Genomic DNA, 20,951 nt, shown 5'->3' with positions numbered 1-20,951 from the left:
CCGCGAGGGTGCGCACACGGCAGGACGGCGCCAGCGCATGGCGGCGGCGACGTGGTAACTCCACGTCACCAACAGGGGGCGATGCGGCCTCAGCCGCGCGACTTGGCTGTGGCGCGCCGCGCCTTTGCCGGGGTCGCCTTCACGGGCTCCTTCGCCGCGCTCGCCGTCTTGCCACCGCTCGCCGTCTTGCCACCGGTCGCGGCCTTGCCTCCACGCGCCGCCGTGCCGGTCGCCTTGGCGGCCTTGGCGGGAGCCGCGGCCTTGCTCGACGCGGCCTTGCTCGACGCGGCCTTGCTCGAGGCGGCCGCCGGCGTGCGCTTCGAGGTCGACGGCGCGCTGCCGTTGGCCTTCGCCGCGCGGGAGATCGCCGCGGCCGCGCCCGCCGCGGCGCCGTCGAGCTTCAGCACATGCCGCAGGTACTGGCCGGTCGCGCTCTCCGCCACCTCGGCGATCTCCTCGGGCGTGCCGGTGGCGACCACCGTGCCGCCCTTGTGGCCGCCGTCCGGACCCATCTCGATCAGCCAGTCGGCGGTCTTGATGACGTCGAGGTTGTGCTCGATGACGATGACCGTGTTGCCCTTGTCGACGAGGCTCTCCAGCACCCGCAGCAGCTTGCGGATGTCTTCGAAGTGGAGGCCGGTGGTCGGCTCGTCCAGCACATACACCGTGCGGCCGGTCGAACGCTTTTGCAGCTCGGACGCCAGCTTGACGCGCTGTGCCTCGCCGCCGGAGAGGGTGGGTGCGGGCTGGCCGAGACGCACGTACCCCAAGCCGACGTCGACGAGCGTCTTGAGGTGGCGGTGGATCGCCGGGATCGCCTCGAAGAAGGTGGACGCCTCCTCGATCGGCATCTCCAGCACCTCGGAGATCGTGCGTCCCTTGTAGTGCACTTCGAGCGTCTCGCGGTTGTACCGCGCGCCCTTGCACACCTCGCAAGGGACGTACACATCCGGGAGGAAGTTCATCTCGATCTTGATCGTGCCGTCGCCCGCGCAGTTTTCGCAGCGGCCGCCCTTGACGTTGAACGAGAACCGCCCCGGCCCGTATCCGCGGACCTTGGCCTCGGTCGTCTCCGCGAAGAGCTTGCGGACGTGGTCGAAGACCCCCGTGTACGTCGCGGGGTTGGACCGCGGCGTGCGGCCGATCGGCGACTGGTCGACGCCCACCACCTTGTCGACCTCGTCGATGCCGGTGATCCGCGTGTGCCGCCCCGGCACGAGGCGGGCGCCGTTGATCTGGTTGGCCAGCACCGTGTACAGGATGTCGTTGACCAGCGTCGACTTGCCCGAGCCGGAGACGCCGGTGACCGCGATGAACTGCCCCAGCGGAAACGACACCGTCAGGTTTTTCAGGTTGTGCTCGCGCGCGCCCTGCACCACGAGCTCACGCCCGGGGATCTGCATGCGCCTCATGCCCGGCGTGGGGATCTCGCGGCGGCCGGAAAGGTAGGCCCCGGTGATCGACTCCTTGCTCTTCAGCAGGCCGTCGACCGAGCCGCTGTGCACGATGCGGCCACCGTGCTCGCCCGCGCCCGGGCCGATGTCGACCACCCAGTCGGCGGTGCGGATCGTGTCTTCGTCGTGCTCGACGACGATCAGCGTGTTGCCGAGGTTTTTGAGGCGGACGAGCGTCTCGATCAGGCGGTGGTTGTCACGCTGGTGGAGGCCGATCGACGGCTCGTCCAACACGTACAGCACGCCGACCAGGCCCGAGCCGATCTGCGTCGCCAGCCGGATCCGCTGCGCCTCACCGCCGGAAAGCGTGCCCGCCGGCCGGTCGAGCGACAGGTAGTCCAGGCCCACATCGACAAGGAAGCGGAGCCGCGCGTTGATCTCCTTGAGCACCCGCTCGGCGATCATCTTCTGCCGGTCGTTGAGCGTCATCGCGCCCAGCAGGTCGGCGCACTCCCCCACCGAGAGGTTGCAGACCTCGGCGATGCTCCGCCCGTCGATCGTGACCGCCAGCACCTCGGGCTTGAGTCGCGCGCCACCGCACGTGGGGCACGGCACGTCCCGCATGTACCCCTCGTACTTGTCGCGCGACCAGTCCGACTCCGTGTCGGAGTGGCGCCGCTCGATCCACTGCACCACGCCCTCGAAGCCGGTGTAGTAGGACCGCTCCCGCCCGTACTTGTTGCGGTAGCGGACGTGCACCTGGTCCTCGGCGCCGTGCAGGATCGTCTTCTGCGCCCGCGACGGGAGCGCCCGCCACGGCGTGTCGATGTCGAAGTGCTCCTGGTCGCCGAGCGCCTCGAGCAGCCGCAGGAAGTACTCCAGGGTCGTGCCGCCGGCCCACGGCTGGATCGCGCCCTCCCGCAGCGTGCGCTCCGGGTCAGGCACGACGAGCTCGGGGTCGACCTCTTTCTTGGTGCCGAGGCCGGTGCACTCGGGGCACGCGCCGTAAGGAGAGTTGAATGAGAAGGAGCGCGGCTCCATCGCCTCGAAGGACAGGTCGTCATACGGGCAGGCGAGGTGCTCCGAGAAGGTGCGCTCGCGGTGCTCGTCACCCTCTGGCAGGTCGACGAACTCCAGCAGCACCACGCCGGCCGCCAGCCGCAGCGCGGTCTCCACCGAGTCGGTGAGCCGCTGCTTGGCGCTCGCCTTGACGGTGAGGCGGTCGACCACCACCTCGATGGTGTGCTTCTCCTGCTTTTTGAGCTTGGGCGGCTCGGTCAGCGGGTAGACCACGCCGTCGATGCGGACCCGCGCGTAGCCCTTCGACTGGAGCTCGGCGAACAGGTCGACATACTCACCCTTGCGCCCCCGCACCACCGGCGCGAGCACCTGGAAGCGGGTGCCCTCGTCCATCGCCAGCACCCGGTCGACGATCTGCTGCGGCGTCTGGCGCGAGATCGGCCGACCACACTTGGGGCAGTGCGGCTCGCCCACCCGGGCGAACAGGAGCCGCAGGTAGTCGTAGACCTCGGTGATCGTGCCGACCGTGGAGCGCGGGTTGCGCGAGGTCGACTTCTGGTCGATGGAGACGGCGGGGCTCAGACCCTCGATGAAGTCGACGTCGGGCTTGTCCATCTGCCCGAGGAACTGCCGCGCGTACGACGACAGCGACTCCACATACCTCCGCTGGCCCTCCGCGAAGATCGTGTCGAACGCGAGGCTGGACTTGCCGGACCCGGAGAGCCCGGTGAACACGATCATGGCGTCGCGGGGCAGGTCGAGGTTGACGTCGCGCAGGTTGTGCTCGCGCGCGCCTCGAATGATCAACCGATCTGCCACTCTTTGCCCCCGGGGAGAACGTCCAGACTGCCGCAACGACTCTAGACCCCCGGTATGACACTTTCCCGCGCCGCCGCATTCCCGCAGCTCAAGACCACTCTCACGGGCGGTTGCGGCCGCGTACCTCCTTGTGGATCCGCTTCCACACCGCCCGCTGCTCGGCCTGCAGGCGCGCGTCCTTGCGCCGCATCTCGTACGCGATTTCGCGCTGCAGCTTCTGCCAGCTCTCGTACCGTCGCGGTGCGAGATCTCCCGCCTCCAACGCCGCGCGCACCGCGCAGCCCGGCTCCTCCTCGTGCCGGCAGTCCCCGAACCGGCAGGTCGCGGCCAGGTCGGCCACGTCGGCGAACGCCCGGTCCAGGCCCTCCTCCGCGTCGAGGAGGCCGACCGCCCGGATGCCCGGCGTGTCCAGCACGGCACCACCGTCCGGAATCGGGATCAACGCCCGGTACGTGGTCGTGTGCCGCCCCTTGCCATCGACCCGCCGGATCGTCTGCGTGCCCATCACCACCGCACCGGCGAGCGCGTTGACCAGCGTCGACTTGCCCGCACCGGAAGGGCCGAGGAGCGCGAGCGTGCGGCCGGACGCGACGAGCGGCGCGAGCGCCGCTAGGCCGTCCCCCCGCTGCGCGCTGACCGCCAGGACATCAACACCGGGCGCGACCTGCGCGACCTCCGTGACCACCGCGTCCGGGTCGGCCGCGAGGTCACATTTCGTGAGTACCACCACGGGCTGCGCGCCCGACTCCCACGCGAGCGCCAGCAGCCGCTCGATGCGGCCCACGTCGGGCGCGGGGTGCATCGGCTCGACCACGGCGGCCGCGTCGACGTTGGCGGCGAGCACCTGGCCCACCGAGTCCTTGTCGGCGGTGCGGCGAACGATGGCGGTACGCCGTGGCAGCACCGCCTCGACGGTGATCCGGTCATCGGGCCACGTGCGCACAGTCACCCAGTCGCCCGCGCACGGCAGGTTGACCGGGTCGGCGCCGGCCGCCGCGAGGATGGCGCCGGCGAGGCTCGCCCGCACAGTGCCGGACGCGCAGAGCACCGTGCAGACCCCGCGGTCCACCCGCACGACCCGGCCGGGCTCGGCGAGGCCGTCCGCGGGCAGGGAGTAGTTGGCGTCCCAACCCAGGGACGCAAGATCAAACGTCATCGGTACAACCCTTTGGTGAGTGGAGACTCAGAAACTCGAGCAACGTGAGGCGAGGACAGTCATGGCTCCCCACCTCCTCTCCTCGGGCTCGTCGTGACGCGTCTGTACCAGACGGTTCTATACCAGACCGTAAGGTCAAACCGGGTGGGGCGAAAGCCATTTCTGTAGGGTCAGGAGTGTGACGGCTGACCCGCTCGTACTCCTGCCCGAGCTCGACCGCGCCACCGACCGCCTGATCCGCGCCGCGGAGACCCTGGACGACGGCGCCGTCGCCGGCCCCTCCCTCCTGCCCGGGTGGACCCGCGGCCACGTGCTCACCCACGTCGCGCGCAACGCCGACTCCTACGTCAACCTCCTCACCTGGGCCCGCACCGGCGTGCGCACGCCGGGCTACGCGAGCGCCGAGGCCCGCGAGGCCGGCATCCAGGAGGGCGCCGCCCGGCCGCTGGCCGAGCAGCTGGAAGACCTCCGGACGGCGTGCGCCCGACTCGCCGAGGCGGCCGAGGCGATGCCCGCGGACGCATGGGGCGCCATCATCGAACGGACGGGAGGCCGCAAAGCCCCCGCCGCCACCTGCGTCTGGGGTCGCCTGCGCGAGGTCGAGGTGCACCACGTCGACCTCGACGCGGGCTACCGGCCGAGCGACTGGCCGGACGCCTTCAGCCAGCACCTGCTCCGCGAGGTGGTCGCCGACCTCGGTGCCGCCAGCGGCGTCACCCCGCTCGTGCTCCGCCCGACCGAGCTGGAGCACGACCTCACGATCGGCGCGACGGACAAGGACACGACGGTGGTGGCCGGACCCGCGTTCGAGCTGGCCGCGTGGCTGGCCGGCCGATCGTACGGTGTGGACCTCACCACCACGCCCGAAGGCCCCCTGCCCACACCACCCGCCTGGATCTGAGGCACGATGCCGTACACCGGAGACGTAACCCAGGGCGGACCGCCCGACGTCCGCGCGCTGGACGCGCTCACCGTCACCAAGGTGTCGGTGGGCCCGATGGACAACAACGCGTACCTGTTGCGCTGCAACGCGACCGGCTCGCTCCTGCTGATCGACGCCGCGAACGAGGCCCCGCACCTGCTCTCCCTCATCGGCGACGACGGCCTGTCCACTGTGGTCACCACACACCGCCACATGGACCACTGGGTCGCCCTGGAGGCCGTCGTGGCCGAGACCGGCGCACGGTCGATCGCGCACGCGGCCGACGCCGGCGAGCTGCCCGTCACCTCCGAGACCGTCCACGATGGAGACATCATCACCGTGGGCGACTGCCCCCTTGAGGTCATCCACCTGGTCGGCCACACGCCGGGCTCGATCGCTCTGCTCTACAACGACCCGACGGGCATCCACCACCTCTTCACCGGCGACTCCCTCTTTCCGGGCGGCGTCGGCAACACCCGGGGTGACAAGGAAAACTTCGCCTCACTGATCGGCGACGTGGAGCGCAAGCTCTTCGACCGCCTGCCCGACGACACCTGGTTCTACCCGGGCCACGGCAAGGACAGCACGCTAGGCGCCGAACGCCCCAACCTCCCAGAATGGCGCTCCCGAGGCTGGTAGCCCCGCTTCCATATTACTTGTTGATCTCTATATCGGTGATATGGTGTCGAGGTGGCCACGTGGCAGGAGGCTGTCTGGGTGCCAGACCTGTCGGCACTCGGAGGCCGCCGCGCGCGGCAGAGCTTCACCTATCGCGCCTTCATTCCTGACCGCCTGGACCCTGCCGCGCTGAGCTTCAGCGCGGCGACCGCCACCGACATCGCCGAGGCCGAGTCGGCCATCGCGGTGGCTGATCACGGGCAGCACCTCGTCGCGATGGAGACGCTGGCACGCCTGCTGCTTCGAAGCGAGTCGGTGGCGTCCAGCCGCATCGAGGGCCTGGAGTGCAGCCAGCGCCGCCTCGCCGAGGCGGCATTCGCACCGGAGCACGCGGGTGAGACCGCACGCCAGGTGCTGGCGAACATCGACGCGATGCGCCGTGCCATCGAGCTCGGCGCGGGCGAGCGGGAGCTGACCGTCGAAGGCATCAAAGGCATGCACGAGCTGCTCATGCGCGAAGACCGCGCCACCGGCCAGTTCGCCGGCGAGTTCCGGTCGCGGCAAAACTGGATCGGCGGGCGGAGCGACAGCCCTCGTGACGCGGCGTTCATCCCACCGCCCCCGAGCACGTCGAGCCGCTGATGGCCGACCTGGCGGCGTTCATCAACCGTGATGACCTACCCGTGCTGGCACAGGCCGCGATAGCGCACGCCCAGTTCGAGACGATCCACCCGTTCCTCGACGGCAACGGTCGGGTTGGCCGCTGTCTCATCCACACCGTGCTCGCCCGGCGGGGCCTCGCCGCACGGATCCTCGTGCCGGTCAGCCTTGTCCTCGCGGCGTACGGCGACCACTACATCCAAGGGCTCGTCGACTTTCGCGAAGGCCGCACAGACCAGTGGTGCGGCACTTTCGCGTCGGCGGCCCGCCTGGCCGTCGAAGGTGCCGCTCAGTTCGAGGAGCACCTCGCCACGATGATCAGTCGATGGCGGCTGGAGGCCGAGGCACGCCCCGGCTCGCACCTCTGGCGTGCGTGCGAGCAGACCACGATCACACCGGTCTTCACAGCCGGTTCGCTGCGCGATGACCTTGGCGCCTCGACGACGGCAGTCACCGAGGTCATCGAGCGGCTGGAGGGCATCGGCATCGTCGCCCAGGTGAGTCTCGGCCGGCGTAACCGGGTCTATCTCAACCGGGCGGTGCTGCGCCTGCTGGATGACTTCGAGCGTGACCTGCTCTCCGCCATCGAAGGCACCGCCGGCCGCCTGCGGACGTCCGCGCGCGCCAGGACCGCGATCCCGCCCGCGGTGCTGCCCTCGGTGGAGCACGCGCTGCTGGAGTCCTTCCCGCTCGGCGCGGATCCCGCGCCGACCGCCGCCACGCTCGCCGGCCTCGTCGGATACCGCCCTGACCAGATCCGCCAGGTTCTCGACCGCCTGGCGACCGAGGCACTCGTGGAAAAGGCGGGCCCCCAGGGGTGGATCCTCACGCCGAGGGGACACCGACTCCGGGCGATGATCCGGGCCAACGACGACCTCCGGCCGGAGGGTCGGGCGCCCGCCGGCTGAGGACGGTCGCGCCGGCTCAGAGCGTGTTCACGGCGAGTGCCAGCAGCCCGCGCTCCAAGCCGAGCACCAGCGCGCCGTCCACCCAACGGCAGGCCAGCGCGCGGTGGTGCACCGGGATCGAGCGGATCACCCGCCCCGTGCGCGGGTCCCAGAGGCGCACCGTGCGGTCGAGGCTGGTCGAGGCCAGGATCTGGCGGTCGCCGTAGGGCACCGGGCAGATGCCCGTCACCGCCTTTGTGTGACCGGTGAGTCCGAGCAGGGGCTGGCCGCGTTCGGTGTCCCAGAGCCGGATGACCCGGTCGGCACCCGCGGAGACGAGCACCTCTCGCCCGGACACCGTCAGGGCGCAGAGGGCGTTCACCGCGTCGTGGTGGCCGTGGCTCTGCCACTCGCACTTGCCGCCGCCGTCCCACAGGCGCACGACGCCGTTCTTGTCCGCCGACGCCAGCATCTGATGACCGCGCACGGTGACGGCCGCAAGCGCGGTCACCCAGTTGCGGTGGCCGAGGAGGACGTCGCGCACCTTGCCCGCGCCCGGATCCCAGAGGCGGATGGTCTCGTCGTCGGCCGCGGAGGCGAGGAGGGTACGGCCGTCGACGTCCAATGTGCACACCGCGTTGACCCGCTCGTAGTGGCCTTCGAGCGGGGACAGGAAGACGGCGGCGTCGAGGTCCCAGATCGCCACCGCCGGGTTTTCGCTCGACGCGACGAGCAACCGGCGGTCTTCGTCGACGACCGCGCAGACGTCCGTGTTGCCCGCGGCGTGCGTGGTGAGATCATCCAGCGCGGTGCCGTCCGCGGGGTCCCACAGCCGCACGGAGCCGTCACTGCCGGTCGACGCCAGCACCTCGCCCTCCTCGGACGGTACGGCGCACACCGCCGCGACCGGACCGATGCGCCCCCCGTCCATGACCTGCGGAGGCCGGCCGGTGACCGGGTCCCAGAGCCGCACGGTGCCGTCGTCGCCGGCGGTGGCCAGCAACTGCCGGTCCGCCATCGGGAGGGTACAGATCGCGCGGATCCAGCTGACGTGACCGCGAAGCTCGGACAACGCCTCGGAGGTCACCATGTCCCACAGCCGGATCACGCCGTCTTCGCCGCTTGAGCAGAGCAGCACCCGCCCGTCGACCTCGATCGTGCACACGTCGGTCAGGGGTCCGGCGCCGACGTCGACCTTCCACACCAGCGTGCCGTACACCGGGTCCCACAGCCGCACGGTGCCGTCGTAGCCGGCCGACGCCAGCAGCGGTCCGCGCGAGGTGCGCACGCCGCACAGCGTGGTGACCCAGCCGTCGTGGCCGGTCAGTGTCGCCTGTGCGAGGCCGGTCTCCGGATCCCAGAGGCGGATCGTGCCGTCGAAGCCCGTCGAGGCGACCATCCCGTGTGGACCGGCGGGAACGTACGTGACCGCGGTGACCCATGCCGCGTGCCCACCCAGCACGTGAAGCGGTGTACCCGTGCGCGGATCCCACACGCGGACCGTGCGGTCGTCACTTGCGGAGGCCAGCAGGAAGCGACCGTCCGCCATCGGTACGGCACACAGGTTGCGCACCCAGTCCTCGTGTCCCACGAGCGTGTGCACGTGCCCGCCGGTGCGGGGGTCCCACAGCCTGATGCTCCCGTCGTGACCAGCGGTGGCGAGCAGCGTGTCCTCGCCGTCGCCCACCGCGTACACGCCGCGGATGCAGTCGTCGTGGCAGTCCATGACCCGCTCGGTCTGTCCGGTGTGCGGGTCCCACAGGCGCACCGTCCCGTCCTCCCCCGCCGACGCGAGGAACGCCCGCCCGTCGACCGGCACCACACAGACGTCGCACACCGCGTCTGAGTGTCCTTCGAGGACGGTGCGTTCGAGGCGGGGTGGCGTGCGCGCCCACCGCGCGTGGTAAGGGACGTCGGGCGCCGGCTCCAGGGCCGCACCGAGGCCGTCGAGGCGGTCCACCACGGAGAAGAGAGCCGCGCGCTCGGCGGCGTCGGCGCGGACGGCACTCGGCGTACGCTGCAACAGCTGTGCCCGCGCCTGGCCGACGTCGGTCGTGGCCTCGTCGGCGGCCGGCAGCAGCCGGTCCAGGTGCGCGTGCAGGAGGTACCCCTGGTCGTTCAGCAGCGTGTCGATCGCCTGCCCCTTGACGGCGTGGTGGGGAAGCGACCGCAGCAGGTAGTCAGGTGCCGCCGCCCAGCCGACCCGGTGTCCGTACCGCACCCACGCGTAGAGCAGCTCGCGCTCGTCGACGCGCCGCGACGACGACCTGCCCCTGGCACTCAGCAGCGCCTCGTTCAGTGCCTGGTGAAACAGCCGGTACACGGGCGCCGCCGGGCTGCCGCTCTCGACGAGGAAGCTCGCCGCGGACTGCTGCGCGAAGGTCGCCAGGGCTGCCTCGGTCGTGTGGCCGCCGAGTGCGGCGACGGCCTCCGTCCACAGTGGCAGCGGCAGGCCGGGTGTCTCCGCGTACGCGAGGGCGGTGAGTGCCAGGCGCGCGGACGCCGCGCCGGCGCCGGGCAGTCCTTCCAGGTACCGGTCCAGGGCGTCGCCGACCGTCGCCGAGAACGAGACCTGCTCCGGTGCCACGGGAAGGGTGTCGCGCAGGGCCCGCGCGCGGGCGACAAGGCCGGCTACCAAGAAGTTGCCCTCCGCGAGGCTCGCGATGCGCCGCGCAACAGGGCCCGCGACGTCGACGCTTGTATATGGTCGCTGCGTCCGCTCGGCACCGGCGATCTGCAGGGTCGCCAGTGCGTAGTCAGCGAGGTCGGCCTCGGTGAAGTACTGCGCGTCGTCGAGGTCGACCAGCTCGACCGCGGAGCCGAAGGGCGCCAGCAGGTCGCCCGCGTCGTCCGAGCGCCGCGTGCCCACGACCACCTGCACGCCGAGACGGGCGCAGCCGTGCGCGAGCGGAAGGACGACCTCGCGCACGAGCTGGCGCGCCTCGGACGGCGTCGCGGCTTCGTCGAGCGCGTCGATGACCACGTTGAACCGCCCCGGCCGGCGCACGAGCCGCTCGCGCAGGGTCGGTGCCAGGTCCGCCGGCGTCACCGGGAGGCCGACGGACGCCGCCCGGGCGATCTCGGCGGCCACCTCACCCGCCGTCTTACCTTTCGCGTGTACGGCGCACGCGACCGAGCCCACCGTCGCGCGCACCGCGTCGTCGTCCGGCGCGAGCGATCCGCGAAGGCCACGGTCCGCGGTCGTCACGATCCGGCCGAGCACAGCCGACTTGCCCACGCCGGGCGAGCCGGTCACCACCATTGGCCGCCCGTCGGGCTCCGCCAGGTCAAGCCACTCCACGAGGCGGCGCAGAGCCGCTGTCCGCCCGCGGAACCGCTGCCCGCGCTCGGTGTCGCTCGCGACGCCGCGCGCCCGTGGAAGCCAGTGCCGGCCGGCCTCCTGGTCGGTCGAAAGCGTCCAGCCCCACGCGGACAGCGCGGTGTCGTCGGCGTCCTCGGCACGCCAGCCGGCGAAGGTGGACAGCTTCATGTCCGGCAGATGGTTGTCGATGTGGCGCAGCGTCAACGCGTGGCCATTGCCCGCCGCGTCCGCGTTGACAACGAGACCGACGACGGCCTGGTACTCCGGCGACCACAGTGGACTGCCGCTGAAGCCCGGCGCGAGAGCCGATGTCGACTGCCGTTCGAGGTGGATCAGCCCGTTGGCGAGGGGATCCCCCACCAGGCCGCGCGCCGAGCTGCCGAAGTCGGCGTCGCCGGGAAAGCCGAACGTCCACCACGACTTGTCGGCCAGGTCGTCCGGGCCGACGCAGCGCAACCGCGCGGGTGTGACACCCCTGGCACCGGCTCGTCGAGCTGCAGCAGCACCACATCGAGGTTGTGCTCCGGGCGTCCGTTGTGGACCAGGGCACGAACGCGGCGGCGGCTGCTCCACGAGACGGTGGGTGCCTTCGGGAAGGCGATCCAGATCTCGTCGAGCAGGGTGCCGCCCTTGCACACCACGTGCTCGCAGGTCAGCACCAGGCTGTCGTCGATCACGACGCCGGCGCCGATCGGGAGGAGGTCCTTGTCGCTCCTGTGGATCGCGACGGTCCACGGGTCCGGTGGCGGCTTGGTCACGGCGGAAGCCTTGCTCAGCCGGCGCTGGCCGCGAGCTCCGCCACCGCCGTGGGCTGCCACGACAGCGTGATCTGGAAGTTTCCCTCGGTGGCCGCCTTGGCCACGAGCCAGTCCATCGTCCCGGTGACCTTGACGCCGAAGGTGATCTCGACGCCGTCGGGGCCCAGCCGCTTGACCCTGTCCATGACCGCCATCGCCGCCTCGACGGCGGGGCCAGCGGCGTCCCAGACCTTGCCCGCGATGTCACCGACTCCCGCCGGCCGGAAGCCGGGCGTCGGCTCGATCTCGAACTTGGCCACGGTCTCCCCGTCGACCTGATAGCGGACGATCTCGGACGGCACCGGCGTCACCTCCACTCGTGGAGCCGTGCGGGAAATCGACGATCAGACGGAGTGAAGATCGCCAGAATGCACGTGGTCCTCGCAGGTCGCAATCGTGCACGGATCGGTGATCGTGGGCAATAGCCGATTTCAAGATCTGCTTTTCATGCCGCGAACAGCTGTACTAAAATCGCGCTCTCGCTGGGCCGCATGAGATCCACGAGGCGCCAATGTGTCAGATATACGAAATCCCACAGTGGACCTTGCGGCTTCCGTACCGGCATCGGCAGAATCGGGCCCGTCGCGCAGCCCATCAGAGGCTTGCGCGCCACCACGCCCCGATCGCGGAGGAGCGCCGGCATGTCGGACATAGAGCTGACTTTGGTACAGCGGTGTGCATTGTTGGTCCTCATGGCCGAAGCTCGCGAAGTCCCGAACTCATATTTGGAAAACGAGCGGAAGATCGTCCTCAAGAAGAAGGAGCACCGCGATCCGCTGCAGGCCGCGGGCCTGATCGCGGTGCGCCAGGAGCGCCGAGGCGGGCCCGTTTCGATGGAGCTGACCGAGCGGGGATGGAGCCGCGCCAAGGCCGAGCTCGGACAGCCCGTTCCTCCGAGGGCCGGTTCCGCCGGGGCGGCACTCTACGCGGTGCTCGACAAGGTCGGGCAATTCATCGATCGATCTAAGATCTCTCCCGGCGAGTTCTTTGCTCCGCCGATCGATGACGAGATAGACGTCGAGCCCGATGTCGAGGCGCGAATTCGCAAGGCGTACGGCGAACTCGCGCCGCGAACGGGCGCATGGATCATGCTGGACAAGATCCGCCGTGCGCTCGGCCCCATCTCCCGCGAGGAAGTCGACGGTGCCCTCATCAGTCTCCACCGGGCGCCAGATGTGCGACTTGTGCCGGAGTCAAACCAGAAGGTGCTTACCGATTCTGAGCGTGCGGCCGCTGTCAGCATCGGCAATCAGGACAAGCACCTCATCGCCATTGGCGTCTGATGAACGAGGTAGAGCGGCGGGCACTCGCTGCGCTCCGGTTCAACTGGGCGCCCACGCCGGACGACGTGTGGCGCACCTCGCGGTACCACGTCGACGGGCTGCACCGCGAGGTCACGCGGACGGTCCTGGACAGCGTCGCCGAGGCGAGGGACAGCGTCGAGTCGAGCCCGGTCGGCGTCGTCGTGCTCGGCCAGCGCGGCACCGGCAAGACCCACCTCCTCGGCTCCGTCCGCGAGCGCGTCCAAGCCGACGGCGGCTACTTCTTCCTGGTCAGCGTCATGGAGGCAAGTGCGTTCTGGGGCAGCCTGGCGCTGTCCATGCTGGACGGCTTCTCCCGCCAGCCGGAGGAGGGCGACAGCCAGCTCCGGGTCTTCCTGCACCGTCTCGCGGAGCGGATCGCCGCGCCGCGCGTCGTCCGCCGGGCCATGACCGGCGAGAGCGAGTCCGACCTCTCCCGCGCCGCCCTTGACGCGGTCGTCGACCTGCTCCGCAAGGCCGACCGCCAGGTGGGCACCGAGTGCCAGGACACCGCGCGCGCCCTGGTGCTGTACGCGTCGGAGAGCGCCGCCCACCAGAACATCGGGTACGACTTCCTCTGCTCCAACGACGAGGTGGACCCCGGCGAGCGCGCCGGCTGGGGCATGCGGCGCAGCAAGCGCTCGGCGCAGGAGATCGTGCGGGACATCTCCCGGCTGCTGGCGCTCACCGGCCCCACCGTGATCGCGGTCGACCAGATCGACGTGCTCGTGGCGCAGTGGGCGAAGAGCACGGAAGGCGACGTACGCGAGGAGTGGCGCACCGCGCTGCTGCTCGAGCAGATCGCCGGCGGCCTCATGCACCTGCGCGACACCACGCGACGCACACTGTCGGTCGTCAGCTGCCTGCCGGTGACCTGGGAGCAGATCAAGAGCCAGGTGACGGACACGGTCCAGGACCGCTTCCGGGAGGCGTTCTACCTCGCCGACCTCCCGTCCGCCGAGATCGGCCGGGAGCTCATCGCGAAGCGGTTCGCCGTGAAGTTCGACGACGTCGCCTTCGCGCCGCCCTACCCGACCTGGCCGGTGTCACCGGCGGCCTTCGAAGAGGCTCACCAGTTCACGCCGCGCGAGCTGCTGCGCGCGGTGGACTCGCACGTGCGGGCCTGCCTCGCCGCGGGCGAGGTGCGGGAGATGACGAGCCTCCTGCAGAAGCCCCGGGAGGTCGGTCCGGACCGCGGTCGCACCGAGCCCGCACCCGACACGGCCGGCTTCGCCGGTTACGACGCCGCGTTCGCCGCGCTCGTGGCCGAGGCCGACCCCGCGGCCGCCCTGGACGAGCGCACCGAGGACGCCGAGATGCCGGCGCTGCTCGAAGCCGGGCTCACCGCGTGGATCGCCGAGCGCGGCGCGGCCGGCGAGGCGTACGGCTACGACCCGCAGCCGGGCGGCAAGCCGGCGCTGCACGCCCGGCTGCGCCGCACGTTCGGCGACGACACCGAGGACGAGGAGCACTGGGCGTTCCGGGCCATCGGCGCCAAGCATCACATCTCAGCGCTCAACCGGATCCGCAACGCCGTCACGGCCGCCGGTCTCACCGAAGGGGTCTCCCGGCGCAAGCTCATCCTTCTGCGCAACCCCCCGTACTCACCGGGCACCCGCACCCGGGAAGTGCTCGCCGCCTTCGAAAAGGCAGGCGGCATGTGCCTGCAGTTCGGCGACCGGGACCTCGCCAGCCTCGTGGCGCTCCGGCAGATGATCAAGCGGTACGGCTACGAGACCCTCCAGCCCTGGTTCGCGGCGCGCCGGCCCACCGACGGGATCGAGTTTCTCCACCGGGCCCTGAGCGGCCAGAGCACCGACGAGGCGGCCACCACAAAACAACAAGCCGCACCGGTACCGGCGGCGACCGCCGCACCGACCGCGACCGCGGAGGGCGACGAGCGGCGGATCACGCTCGGCGTCGGCATCGACCACGTCGCGCCGGTCACGATTGAGCTCGAAGCGCTCCGCCGCCACACGGCGATCTTCGCCGGCTCCGGGTCGGGCAAGACCGTGCTGATTCGCCGGCTGGTGGAGGAGTGCGCGCTGCGGGGCGTGTCGGCCATCGTCCTCGACCCCAACAACGACCTCGCGCGCCTCGGCGAGCGCTGGCCCACTCCCCCGGTGCACTGGGACGATGCGGAGCGGGCTCGCGCCGAGGAGTACCTCGCCAACACCGAGGTGGTCATCTGGACACCACGGCGCGCGAGTGGGCGCCCCCTCGCGTTCCGGCCGCTGCCCGACTTCGCCGGGATTCTCGACGACCCGGACGCGTTCGCGGCCGCCGTCGACGCCGCGGCGGCGGCACTCGCTCCGCGGGCGAAAGTGGACGGCTCGACCGCCAAGGCGGAAAAGGGCCAAGCGGTGCTCCGCGAGGCGTTGACCCACTACGCGCGCGGCGGCGCCAGCGACCTCCGCGGCTTCGTCGACCTGCTCGACGACCTGCCCGAGTACGTGAGCGCGCTGGACAGCGCCGGCAAGATGGCCGCGGAGATGGCTCAGCTGCTGAAGGCCGCGATGGTCAACGACCCGCTCTTCGGCGGCAGCGGCACACCGGTCGACCCGGGCGTGTTGCTGACCCCCGGCTCAGGGCAGCGAGCCCGGGTCTCGGTGATCAGCCTGATCGGCCTGCCGGACGACGGGCAGCGGCAGAGCTTCGTCAACCAGCTCCAGCTGGCGCTCTTCTCCTGGATCAAGCGCAACCCGGCCGGCGACCGGCCCCTCGGCGGCCTCCTGGTGATGGACGAAGCACAGACGCTGGCACCTTCGGGCGCGCTGACCGCGTGCACCGAGAGCACGCTCGCCCTGGCGTCCCAGGCCCGCAAGTACGGGCTGGGCCTTGTCTTCGCGACCCAGGCGCCCAAGGGGCTGCACAACAGGGTCACCGGCAACGCGGCGACGCAGCTGTTCGGGCTGCTCAACCATCCGACGCAGATCAGCGCGGCACGCGAGCTGGCCCGCGCCAAGGGCAGCGACATCTCCGACGTCGGCCGGCTGCGCACGGGGCAGTTCTACGCGGCGATCGAGGGTTCCGAGTTTCAGAAGCTTCAGGCGCCGCTCTGCCTGACCCACCACCCCAAGAGCCCGCTCACACCTGAGGAAATCATCGAGCGGGCGCGGATCTGACGCCTTACGATCGCGGCCATGGCTGTTCACGAGATTCATGGCGTGCGTGTGCTCACCGTGCCCGACCAGGGGCCGGCACTGCGGAGCAGCGCCGACGCCCTCGATCTCGTCGCCGCCACCTACGAGCAGCTGGCCGACTTCATCGTCGTCCCGGTCGAGCGGCTGGACCCGGACTTCTTCACGCTCAGCAACGGGCTCGCCGGTGAGTTCCTGCAGAAGCTTGCCAACTACCGCCTCCGCGTGGCGATCGTCGGCGACATCACCGAGCGGGTGGAGGCGAGCAACGCGCTGCGCGACTTCGTCCGGGAGAGCAACCGCCGCAAGCAGACCTGGTTTCTCGCCACGAGGGATGAGCTCCACCAGCGGCTCGCCGGCGAGGTGCCGGTCAGCCCGGAAGCCTGACGCGCTCGCCGGCCGGGGCGGGGGAGCGCGCGGAGCGCGTCAGCCACGGCTCGGCGAGCAGCAGGGCGAGAGCGGCGGCCGCCAGTCCGGCGCCGGCGAGCGCGACGCTTCGTACCCCCGCGGTTTGGATCAAACCGCCCCCAAGAGTGAGCCGGCCGCGATGCCCGCGTTGAACGCGGAGCCGCTGCCCGCCCCCGCCATGTCGGTGCTGCCGGGCGCGACCTGGAGCGTGCGGTTTTGCACCGCGGCCGCGAAGGCCGCGTAGGCCATCACGGTGACGGCGACCGCCGCGAGTGCCGGACCCTTCGCGGCGCCGAGGAGGTAGAGGGTGAGCAGCGCGACGGCGCTCGCGGTGAGCGGGACGGTCAGCGCCCCCACGGGCTGCGGTCGAGGAAGCGGCCGACGATCAGCGTGCCGGCCACGCCCGCGAGGCCGATGACCAGCAGCAGCGGGCCGAGCGCGGCCGGGGCGAAGCCGCTGACGTCGAGCAGGAAGGGCGTCACGTAGGTGTAGGCCGTCAGGAAGCCGGCCACCCCGACCGCGCAGGCCACGACGAGGATCGCGTAGCGGCGGGCGTCCGGCGCCGTGCCGCGCGCGGCGCCGCCCTCCGCGGGCGGGATCGTGGGGACGAGCACCGCCACCGCGACGCAGGTCGCGAGCCCCACGCCGGCCATCACCACGAACGCCACGCGCCACCCCGCCTGCTGCCCGATCCACGTGCCCACCGGCACGCCGACCACCGGGGAGAGCGAGGCGCCGACGGCGAGGCGGGCCACCGCGCGGCCGCGCACGTCGGGCGGGAAGAGGCCGGTCGCGGTCGAGGCGACCACCGACCAGAAGAGGGCCTGGGTGAGGGCGGTCGCGAGGCGGGCGGCGAGCAGCACCCAGTAGGTCTGCGCGACGGCGGTGACAAGCGTGGCGGCCACGAAGACGGCCAGGGCCGCCGTGATCAGCTGCCGGCGTGGAATGTGGACGGTGAAGCGGGTGAGCGGGATCGAGGCGACCACCACCACCGCCGCGTAGCCCGTGACCAGCAACCCGATCTGCGTGTCGGAGCGGTCGAGGTCGTCGGCCATCACGGTGAGCAGGCCGATCGGCAGCACCTCGGTCGTCACGAACGTGAACGCGGCCACCGACAGCGCCACCAACGCGCCGTTGGCACGCACCCTGCTGTCTCCACTGAACCTGGCTATGGTGGTAGCGTCCCAGGGGTGGCGGAGGTGCGCAACCCAGAGCTGCGGATCGTCGGCGGCCACCCGGTGCTCGACCTGGTCAACACGGTGACGCCGCGCCGCCCGGGCGGCCGCGAGCACATCACCTCCCCACCGCGCTGCTCGCCTGGTCACGGCGGGTCGGCCTGGTGGGCGCGGGCGAGGCCCGCACGATCAGCGCGGCCTGGCGGACCAGGTCCGGGTCCGCCGGCCAGGCACTGCACGCGACGCTCGATGTGCGGGAGTCGGTGTACGGGATTCTCGCCGCCCGCCTCGCGGACCCGACACCCGGTCCGGTGGCGGCGCTGGAGCATCTGACGCTGCGGTGGGCGGCCGCCACGGCACGTTCCACATTGGTCGCCGGCGCCGATCGGCCGGCGGAGGTGGTGGTGGGGACGGATCCGGCGTTCGTGGTGCCCGACCGGCTCGCGTTCGCGGCGGTGGAGCTGCTGCGCGCGGTCGACCCGCGGCACGTCAAGGAGTGTCCGGTGGACGAGGGTGGCTGCGGCTGGCTCTTCCTCGACCAGAGCCGTAACTCCTCGCGCCGCTGGTGCGCGATGGCCGACTGCGGTGCGCAGGCCAAGGCCCGCAAGCTGACCGAGCGGCGGCGGGCGGCGCGAGCTTCCACCGTGAGGGCCCCGCGGAGGTAGCCGGCTGGTGGCCCGACTAGCCGGGCGCAGGTCGGAGCCACCAGCCGGGGACCGTGGGGTAGGTGCCCTCCCTCCTTTACCGAGTCGGTGTTACGACCGGGGGCCAGGCCCGCATCGAAGCCGGACCCCGGTTTGTCCAGGTACGGTTCACGGGCGGGAGGCCAGGTAGTCGGCGTGGTGCCGGTCGCCGGTCACGGGCATGTTTCGTCATCTATGTGAACGTGAACCCAGCTATGACCGGACATGCGGGCACCCTTTGACGTACCGACAGGACCTGGCCGCCCGGTGGCCCGAAAACCTTTTCGGCAATCTAGCGATGTCGCTGTGAGGCTGTCAAGGGTGTCTTGGTGTACCCTCCGACGAAACGCCAGGCGAAAGGATTTCGGTGGCCAGGCAGCGTTCCAGACCGGTCACGCTGACCGACGTGGCCCGCCGCGCGGGCGTGTCGGTGGCCACCGCGTCCAAGGCGCTCAACGCGCGCGACGAGGTCGCGCCGGAGACCCGCCGCCGCGTGCTGCAGGCCGCCGACGAGCTCGCCTTCCAGCCCAACGCGCTGGCCCGCGGCCTGCTCACCGGCCGCACCCGCACCATCGGCCTGCTGACCGACGAGCTCGCCGGCCGCTTCTCCATCCCGATCCTGCTGGGGATCGAAGACGCGCTCGCGAGTGGACAGATGTCCGTGCTGCTCTGCGACGCCCGCGGTGACGCGATCCGCCGCCAGCACTACATCCGCACGCTGCTGGCCCGCCAGGTCGACGGCTTCGTCCTCCTCGGCGACTCCAACGACCTGCGCCCGTCGCTCACCAGCCAGATCCCGGTCCCGGTCGTGTACGTGTACGGCGAGTCCGACGACCCCAACGACCTCTCCGTCCTGGCCGACGACGAGCACGGCGCCCGCCTCGCCACCGAGCACCTCGTCTCGCTCGGCCGCCGCCGCATCGCGCACATCACCGGACCGGAGACCTACCGCGCCGCCCGCGACCGCGTGACCTCGGCGCGCAAGGTGCTGACCGACGCGGGCCTCCCGCTGGTCGGCGGCGACCCGCTCTTCGGCGAGTGGTCGCAGCGCTGGGGCCGCCACGCGACCCGCACGCTCCTGACGGCGTACCCCGACATCGACGCCATCTTCTGCGGCAACGACCAGATCGCGAGCGGCGCGGCCCACACGGTGCGCGAGCTGGGCCGCCACATCCCCGACGACATCTCCATCGTGGGGTACGACAACTGGCACGAGTTCGCCTCGGACTGCCTGCCACCACTGACCACAGTGGACCTGAACCTGCAGCAGCTCGGCGAGACCGCGGTCCATCATCTCTTCGCCGCCCTCGACGGCCAGCCCGCGGCCGGCGTGATCCGCCAGCCGTGCCGCCTGGTGGTCCGCGACTCCACCGGCCCCCTCCGACCCCGCCAAGGCTAGACACCCTTCGCGGTCAGGGTGAGTGCGAACGTCAGATTCACGTTGAGATAGTTCCGGGCTACCGCGCTCTGGACCACCGCGGACGTCGCGGTAGCCCAAATCTCCTGGGATGACCGTCGAGATCTCGACGGTGAGCGCCGCCTGCACCGGGCCGCGTCGGGCGGTGCTGCACTGTGGACGGACCTGCGCACCCCAACCCGAAAGGTCTTTAGAGGGCGCATTCTCCGCGGGCGGTGGCGCGTGAGACAGCGCAAGGCGCGGCCGCCGAGCTCGCGGGGCCGGCACCCCTCCGTGCCGGCCCCGCGGCCGTCATGGGAGCGCGACGAACTGGCCGAGGAAGCCCCGCGCGCTCGCCGTGTCGAGCCGGTACGTGACGTTGGTGGCGTAACACGGTGCGTCGCCGGTGATCGTCGTACTGGCGAGCAGCATCCGGCCGCCGACGGTGACGAAGTTCGGGCCGCCGGAGTCGCCGTAGCAGGCGCCGCCGAAGTCGCGGCTCTCGTTCATCGCCAGCCGGACCCAGGTGGGGTTCAGCGCGTCGAAGCCGACCGGCGCCTTCATCCGCACGCCGCCCCCGGGGTGCACGTGCCCACCCGGCCCGCGTTCGGCCTCCTCCGTGCCGTAGCCGACGACCTGCCACGGCGCCGCCGCGAGCGCCCGCGAGCCGAGCGCCCCGAGCTGGTTGGCCGAGGGCAGCGTCGCCGGAGTGAAGGGCCAGCGGGCGGCGAGCGAGGCCGCCTGAGCCGGGGTGAAGGTGACCACGGCGATGTCGTGCGCGTCGGCGGAGTTGCCGGGGTAGGCCGGGCTCGTGTGCGCCGTGCCCTCGACCGCGACGGCGGCCGCCACCTGCTGCGGCGGCAGGCCCTGGCCGGCTGCCGCGTCGAGCGCGCCCTGGACGTCCTGCGCCAGCGAGACGTAGAACCTCGCCCCGGCCGGCCAGTCGGTGGTGCAGTGGGCGGCGGTCAGGAACACGTCCGTGTCGATCATCGTGCCGGAGCAGTACCAGTCGACGACGTCCGGCGTGGCCGGGTCACCGTCCCGGTCCCACTGCACGATCAGCGCACCCACCTCGGTCCGCTCCGGCGCGGGCAGGGCGTTGTACGAGTTGACAGCCGCGGCGGGTGACGCGGCGAAAGCGGCGGCCGCGGCGGCGGTGGCCACCGCGAACAGGACGCGAAGTCCCGGGCGAGCACGCATTGTTCCTCCAGATGACGGGTGGGTCACCTGGTAAGAGCGGCGCGGTGGCCGGC

Annotated in this window: 17 protein-coding genes and 1 pseudogene; 9 read left to right on the top strand and 9 right to left on the bottom strand. The window is 71.3% G+C overall.

What is annotated here, in order from left to right:
• Nucleotides 1-284: 284 nt before the first annotated feature.
• Together uvrA and rsgA are read right to left on the bottom strand one after the other, a co-directional pair.
• A pseudogene (gene uvrA / locus Phou_RS49240) lies at nt 285-3,233 on the bottom strand (excinuclease ABC subunit UvrA); the annotation flags it as partial.
• 100 nt (nt 3,234-3,333) lie between these two features.
• Complete coding sequence (gene rsgA, locus Phou_RS49235) at nt 3,334-4,389, bottom strand: ribosome small subunit-dependent GTPase A (protein WP_173071756.1); 1,056 nt, start codon at nt 4,387-4,389, stop codon at nt 3,334-3,336.
• A 178-nt stretch (nt 4,390-4,567) separates the two neighbouring features.
• Here rsgA and Phou_RS49230 point away from each other — a divergent pair, with 178 nt between their 5' ends.
• The 4 genes from Phou_RS49230 to Phou_RS49215 are packed head-to-tail and all read left to right on the top strand — an operon-like array spanning nt 4,568 to nt 7,497.
• On the top strand, nt 4,568-5,290 hold the full coding sequence (locus Phou_RS49230) for a maleylpyruvate isomerase family mycothiol-dependent enzyme (protein ID WP_173071754.1): 723 nt from the start codon (nt 4,568-4,570) through the stop codon (nt 5,288-5,290).
• Nucleotides 5,291-5,296: 6 nt separating this feature from the next.
• The gene (locus Phou_RS49225; RefSeq protein ID WP_173071752.1) at nt 5,297-5,950 is read left to right on the top strand and encodes an MBL fold metallo-hydrolase; all 654 of its coding nucleotides are present in this window, start codon (nt 5,297-5,299) and stop codon (nt 5,948-5,950) included.
• A 51-nt stretch (nt 5,951-6,001) separates the two neighbouring features.
• The gene (locus Phou_RS49220) at nt 6,002-6,571 is read left to right on the top strand and encodes a Fic/DOC family N-terminal domain-containing protein (RefSeq protein WP_173071750.1); all 570 of its coding nucleotides are present in this window, start codon (nt 6,002-6,004) and stop codon (nt 6,569-6,571) included.
• Nucleotides 6,571-7,497, top strand: a complete 927-nt coding sequence (locus Phou_RS49215) for a Fic family protein (RefSeq protein WP_173071748.1) — start codon at nt 6,571-6,573, stop codon at nt 7,495-7,497. The genes Phou_RS49220 and Phou_RS49215 overlap by 1 nt, the downstream gene beginning before the upstream one ends.
• Nucleotides 7,498-7,513: 16 nt before the next feature.
• Here Phou_RS49215 and Phou_RS49210 read toward each other — a convergent pair whose 3' ends face one another.
• The 3 genes from Phou_RS49210 to Phou_RS49205 are packed head-to-tail and all read right to left on the bottom strand — an operon-like array spanning nt 7,514 to nt 11,897.
• Nucleotides 7,514-11,230 carry a hypothetical protein gene (locus Phou_RS49210; RefSeq protein ID WP_371872293.1) on the bottom strand — a complete coding sequence of 1,239 codons (3,717 nt, stop codon included), beginning with the start codon at nt 11,228-11,230 and terminating at the stop codon, nt 7,514-7,516.
• Nucleotides 11,131-11,556, bottom strand: a complete 426-nt coding sequence (locus tag Phou_RS54210) for a trypsin-like serine protease (protein WP_246274858.1) — start codon at nt 11,554-11,556, stop codon at nt 11,131-11,133. Before Phou_RS54210 ends, Phou_RS49210 begins: the two co-directional genes overlap by 100 nt.
• A gap of 14 nt (nt 11,557-11,570) precedes the next feature.
• Complete coding sequence (locus Phou_RS49205) at nt 11,571-11,897, bottom strand: CU044_2847 family protein (protein WP_173071744.1); 327 nt, start codon at nt 11,895-11,897, stop codon at nt 11,571-11,573.
• 339 nt (nt 11,898-12,236) lie between these two features.
• Between Phou_RS49205 and Phou_RS49200 the strand changes: the two genes are divergently transcribed.
• Genes Phou_RS49200 through Phou_RS49190 form a run of 3 tightly spaced genes read left to right on the top strand, consistent with a single transcriptional unit; the run spans nt 12,237 to nt 16,423 of the window.
• Nucleotides 12,237-12,878: a hypothetical protein gene (locus Phou_RS49200; RefSeq protein ID WP_173071742.1), complete on the top strand. Its 642-nt coding sequence runs from the start codon at nt 12,237-12,239 to the stop codon at nt 12,876-12,878.
• Nucleotides 12,878-16,021 (top strand): helicase HerA domain-containing protein, encoded by a 3,144-nt coding sequence (locus Phou_RS49195; RefSeq protein WP_173071740.1) that lies wholly within the window; start codon nt 12,878-12,880, stop codon nt 16,019-16,021. The genes Phou_RS49200 and Phou_RS49195 overlap by 1 nt, the downstream gene beginning before the upstream one ends.
• An 18-nt stretch (nt 16,022-16,039) precedes the next feature.
• On the top strand, nt 16,040-16,423 hold the full coding sequence (locus Phou_RS49190) for a DUF4180 domain-containing protein (RefSeq protein WP_173071738.1): 384 nt from the start codon (nt 16,040-16,042) through the stop codon (nt 16,421-16,423).
• Here the strand turns inward: Phou_RS49190 and Phou_RS49185 are convergent.
• The 3 genes from Phou_RS49185 to Phou_RS49175 are packed head-to-tail and all read right to left on the bottom strand — an operon-like array spanning nt 16,407 to nt 17,589.
• Entirely contained in the window at nt 16,407-16,556 is a 150-nt protein-coding gene (locus Phou_RS49185; RefSeq protein ID WP_173071736.1) for a hypothetical protein, read from the bottom strand. The genes Phou_RS49190 and Phou_RS49185 overlap by 17 nt on opposite strands.
• Nucleotides 16,553-16,801 carry a hypothetical protein gene (locus Phou_RS49180; protein ID WP_173071734.1) on the bottom strand — a complete coding sequence of 83 codons (249 nt, stop codon included), beginning with the start codon at nt 16,799-16,801 and terminating at the stop codon, nt 16,553-16,555. Before Phou_RS49180 ends, Phou_RS49185 begins: the two co-directional genes overlap by 4 nt.
• Nucleotides 16,789-17,589, bottom strand: a complete 801-nt coding sequence (locus Phou_RS49175) for an MFS transporter (protein ID WP_173071732.1) — start codon at nt 17,587-17,589, stop codon at nt 16,789-16,791. Before Phou_RS49175 ends, Phou_RS49180 begins: the two co-directional genes overlap by 13 nt.
• Nucleotides 17,590-17,783: 194 nt before the next feature.
• On the opposite strand from Phou_RS49175, the gene Phou_RS49170 reads away from it, so the two are divergent.
• Entirely contained in the window at nt 17,784-18,284 is a 501-nt protein-coding gene (locus tag Phou_RS49170) for a CGNR zinc finger domain-containing protein (RefSeq protein ID WP_173071730.1), read from the top strand.
• A 385-nt stretch (nt 18,285-18,669) separates the two neighbouring features.
• A complete protein-coding gene (locus Phou_RS49165) occupies nt 18,670-19,701 on the top strand; it encodes a LacI family DNA-binding transcriptional regulator (protein WP_173071728.1) in 1,032 nt (343 codons plus the stop codon).
• A gap of 309 nt (nt 19,702-20,010) precedes the next feature.
• Here Phou_RS49165 and Phou_RS49160 read toward each other — a convergent pair whose 3' ends face one another.
• Nucleotides 20,011-20,898 (bottom strand): trypsin-like serine protease, encoded by an 888-nt coding sequence (locus tag Phou_RS49160; RefSeq protein ID WP_173071726.1) that lies wholly within the window; start codon nt 20,896-20,898, stop codon nt 20,011-20,013.
• Nucleotides 20,899-20,951 lie beyond the last annotated feature (53 nt).

Source organism: Phytohabitans houttuyneae, from assembly GCF_011764425.1.
In the GTDB taxonomy this organism is placed as follows: domain Bacteria; phylum Actinomycetota; class Actinomycetes; order Mycobacteriales; family Micromonosporaceae; genus Phytohabitans; species Phytohabitans houttuyneae.
This window is presented reverse-complemented; position numbering and strand designations above follow the sequence as displayed.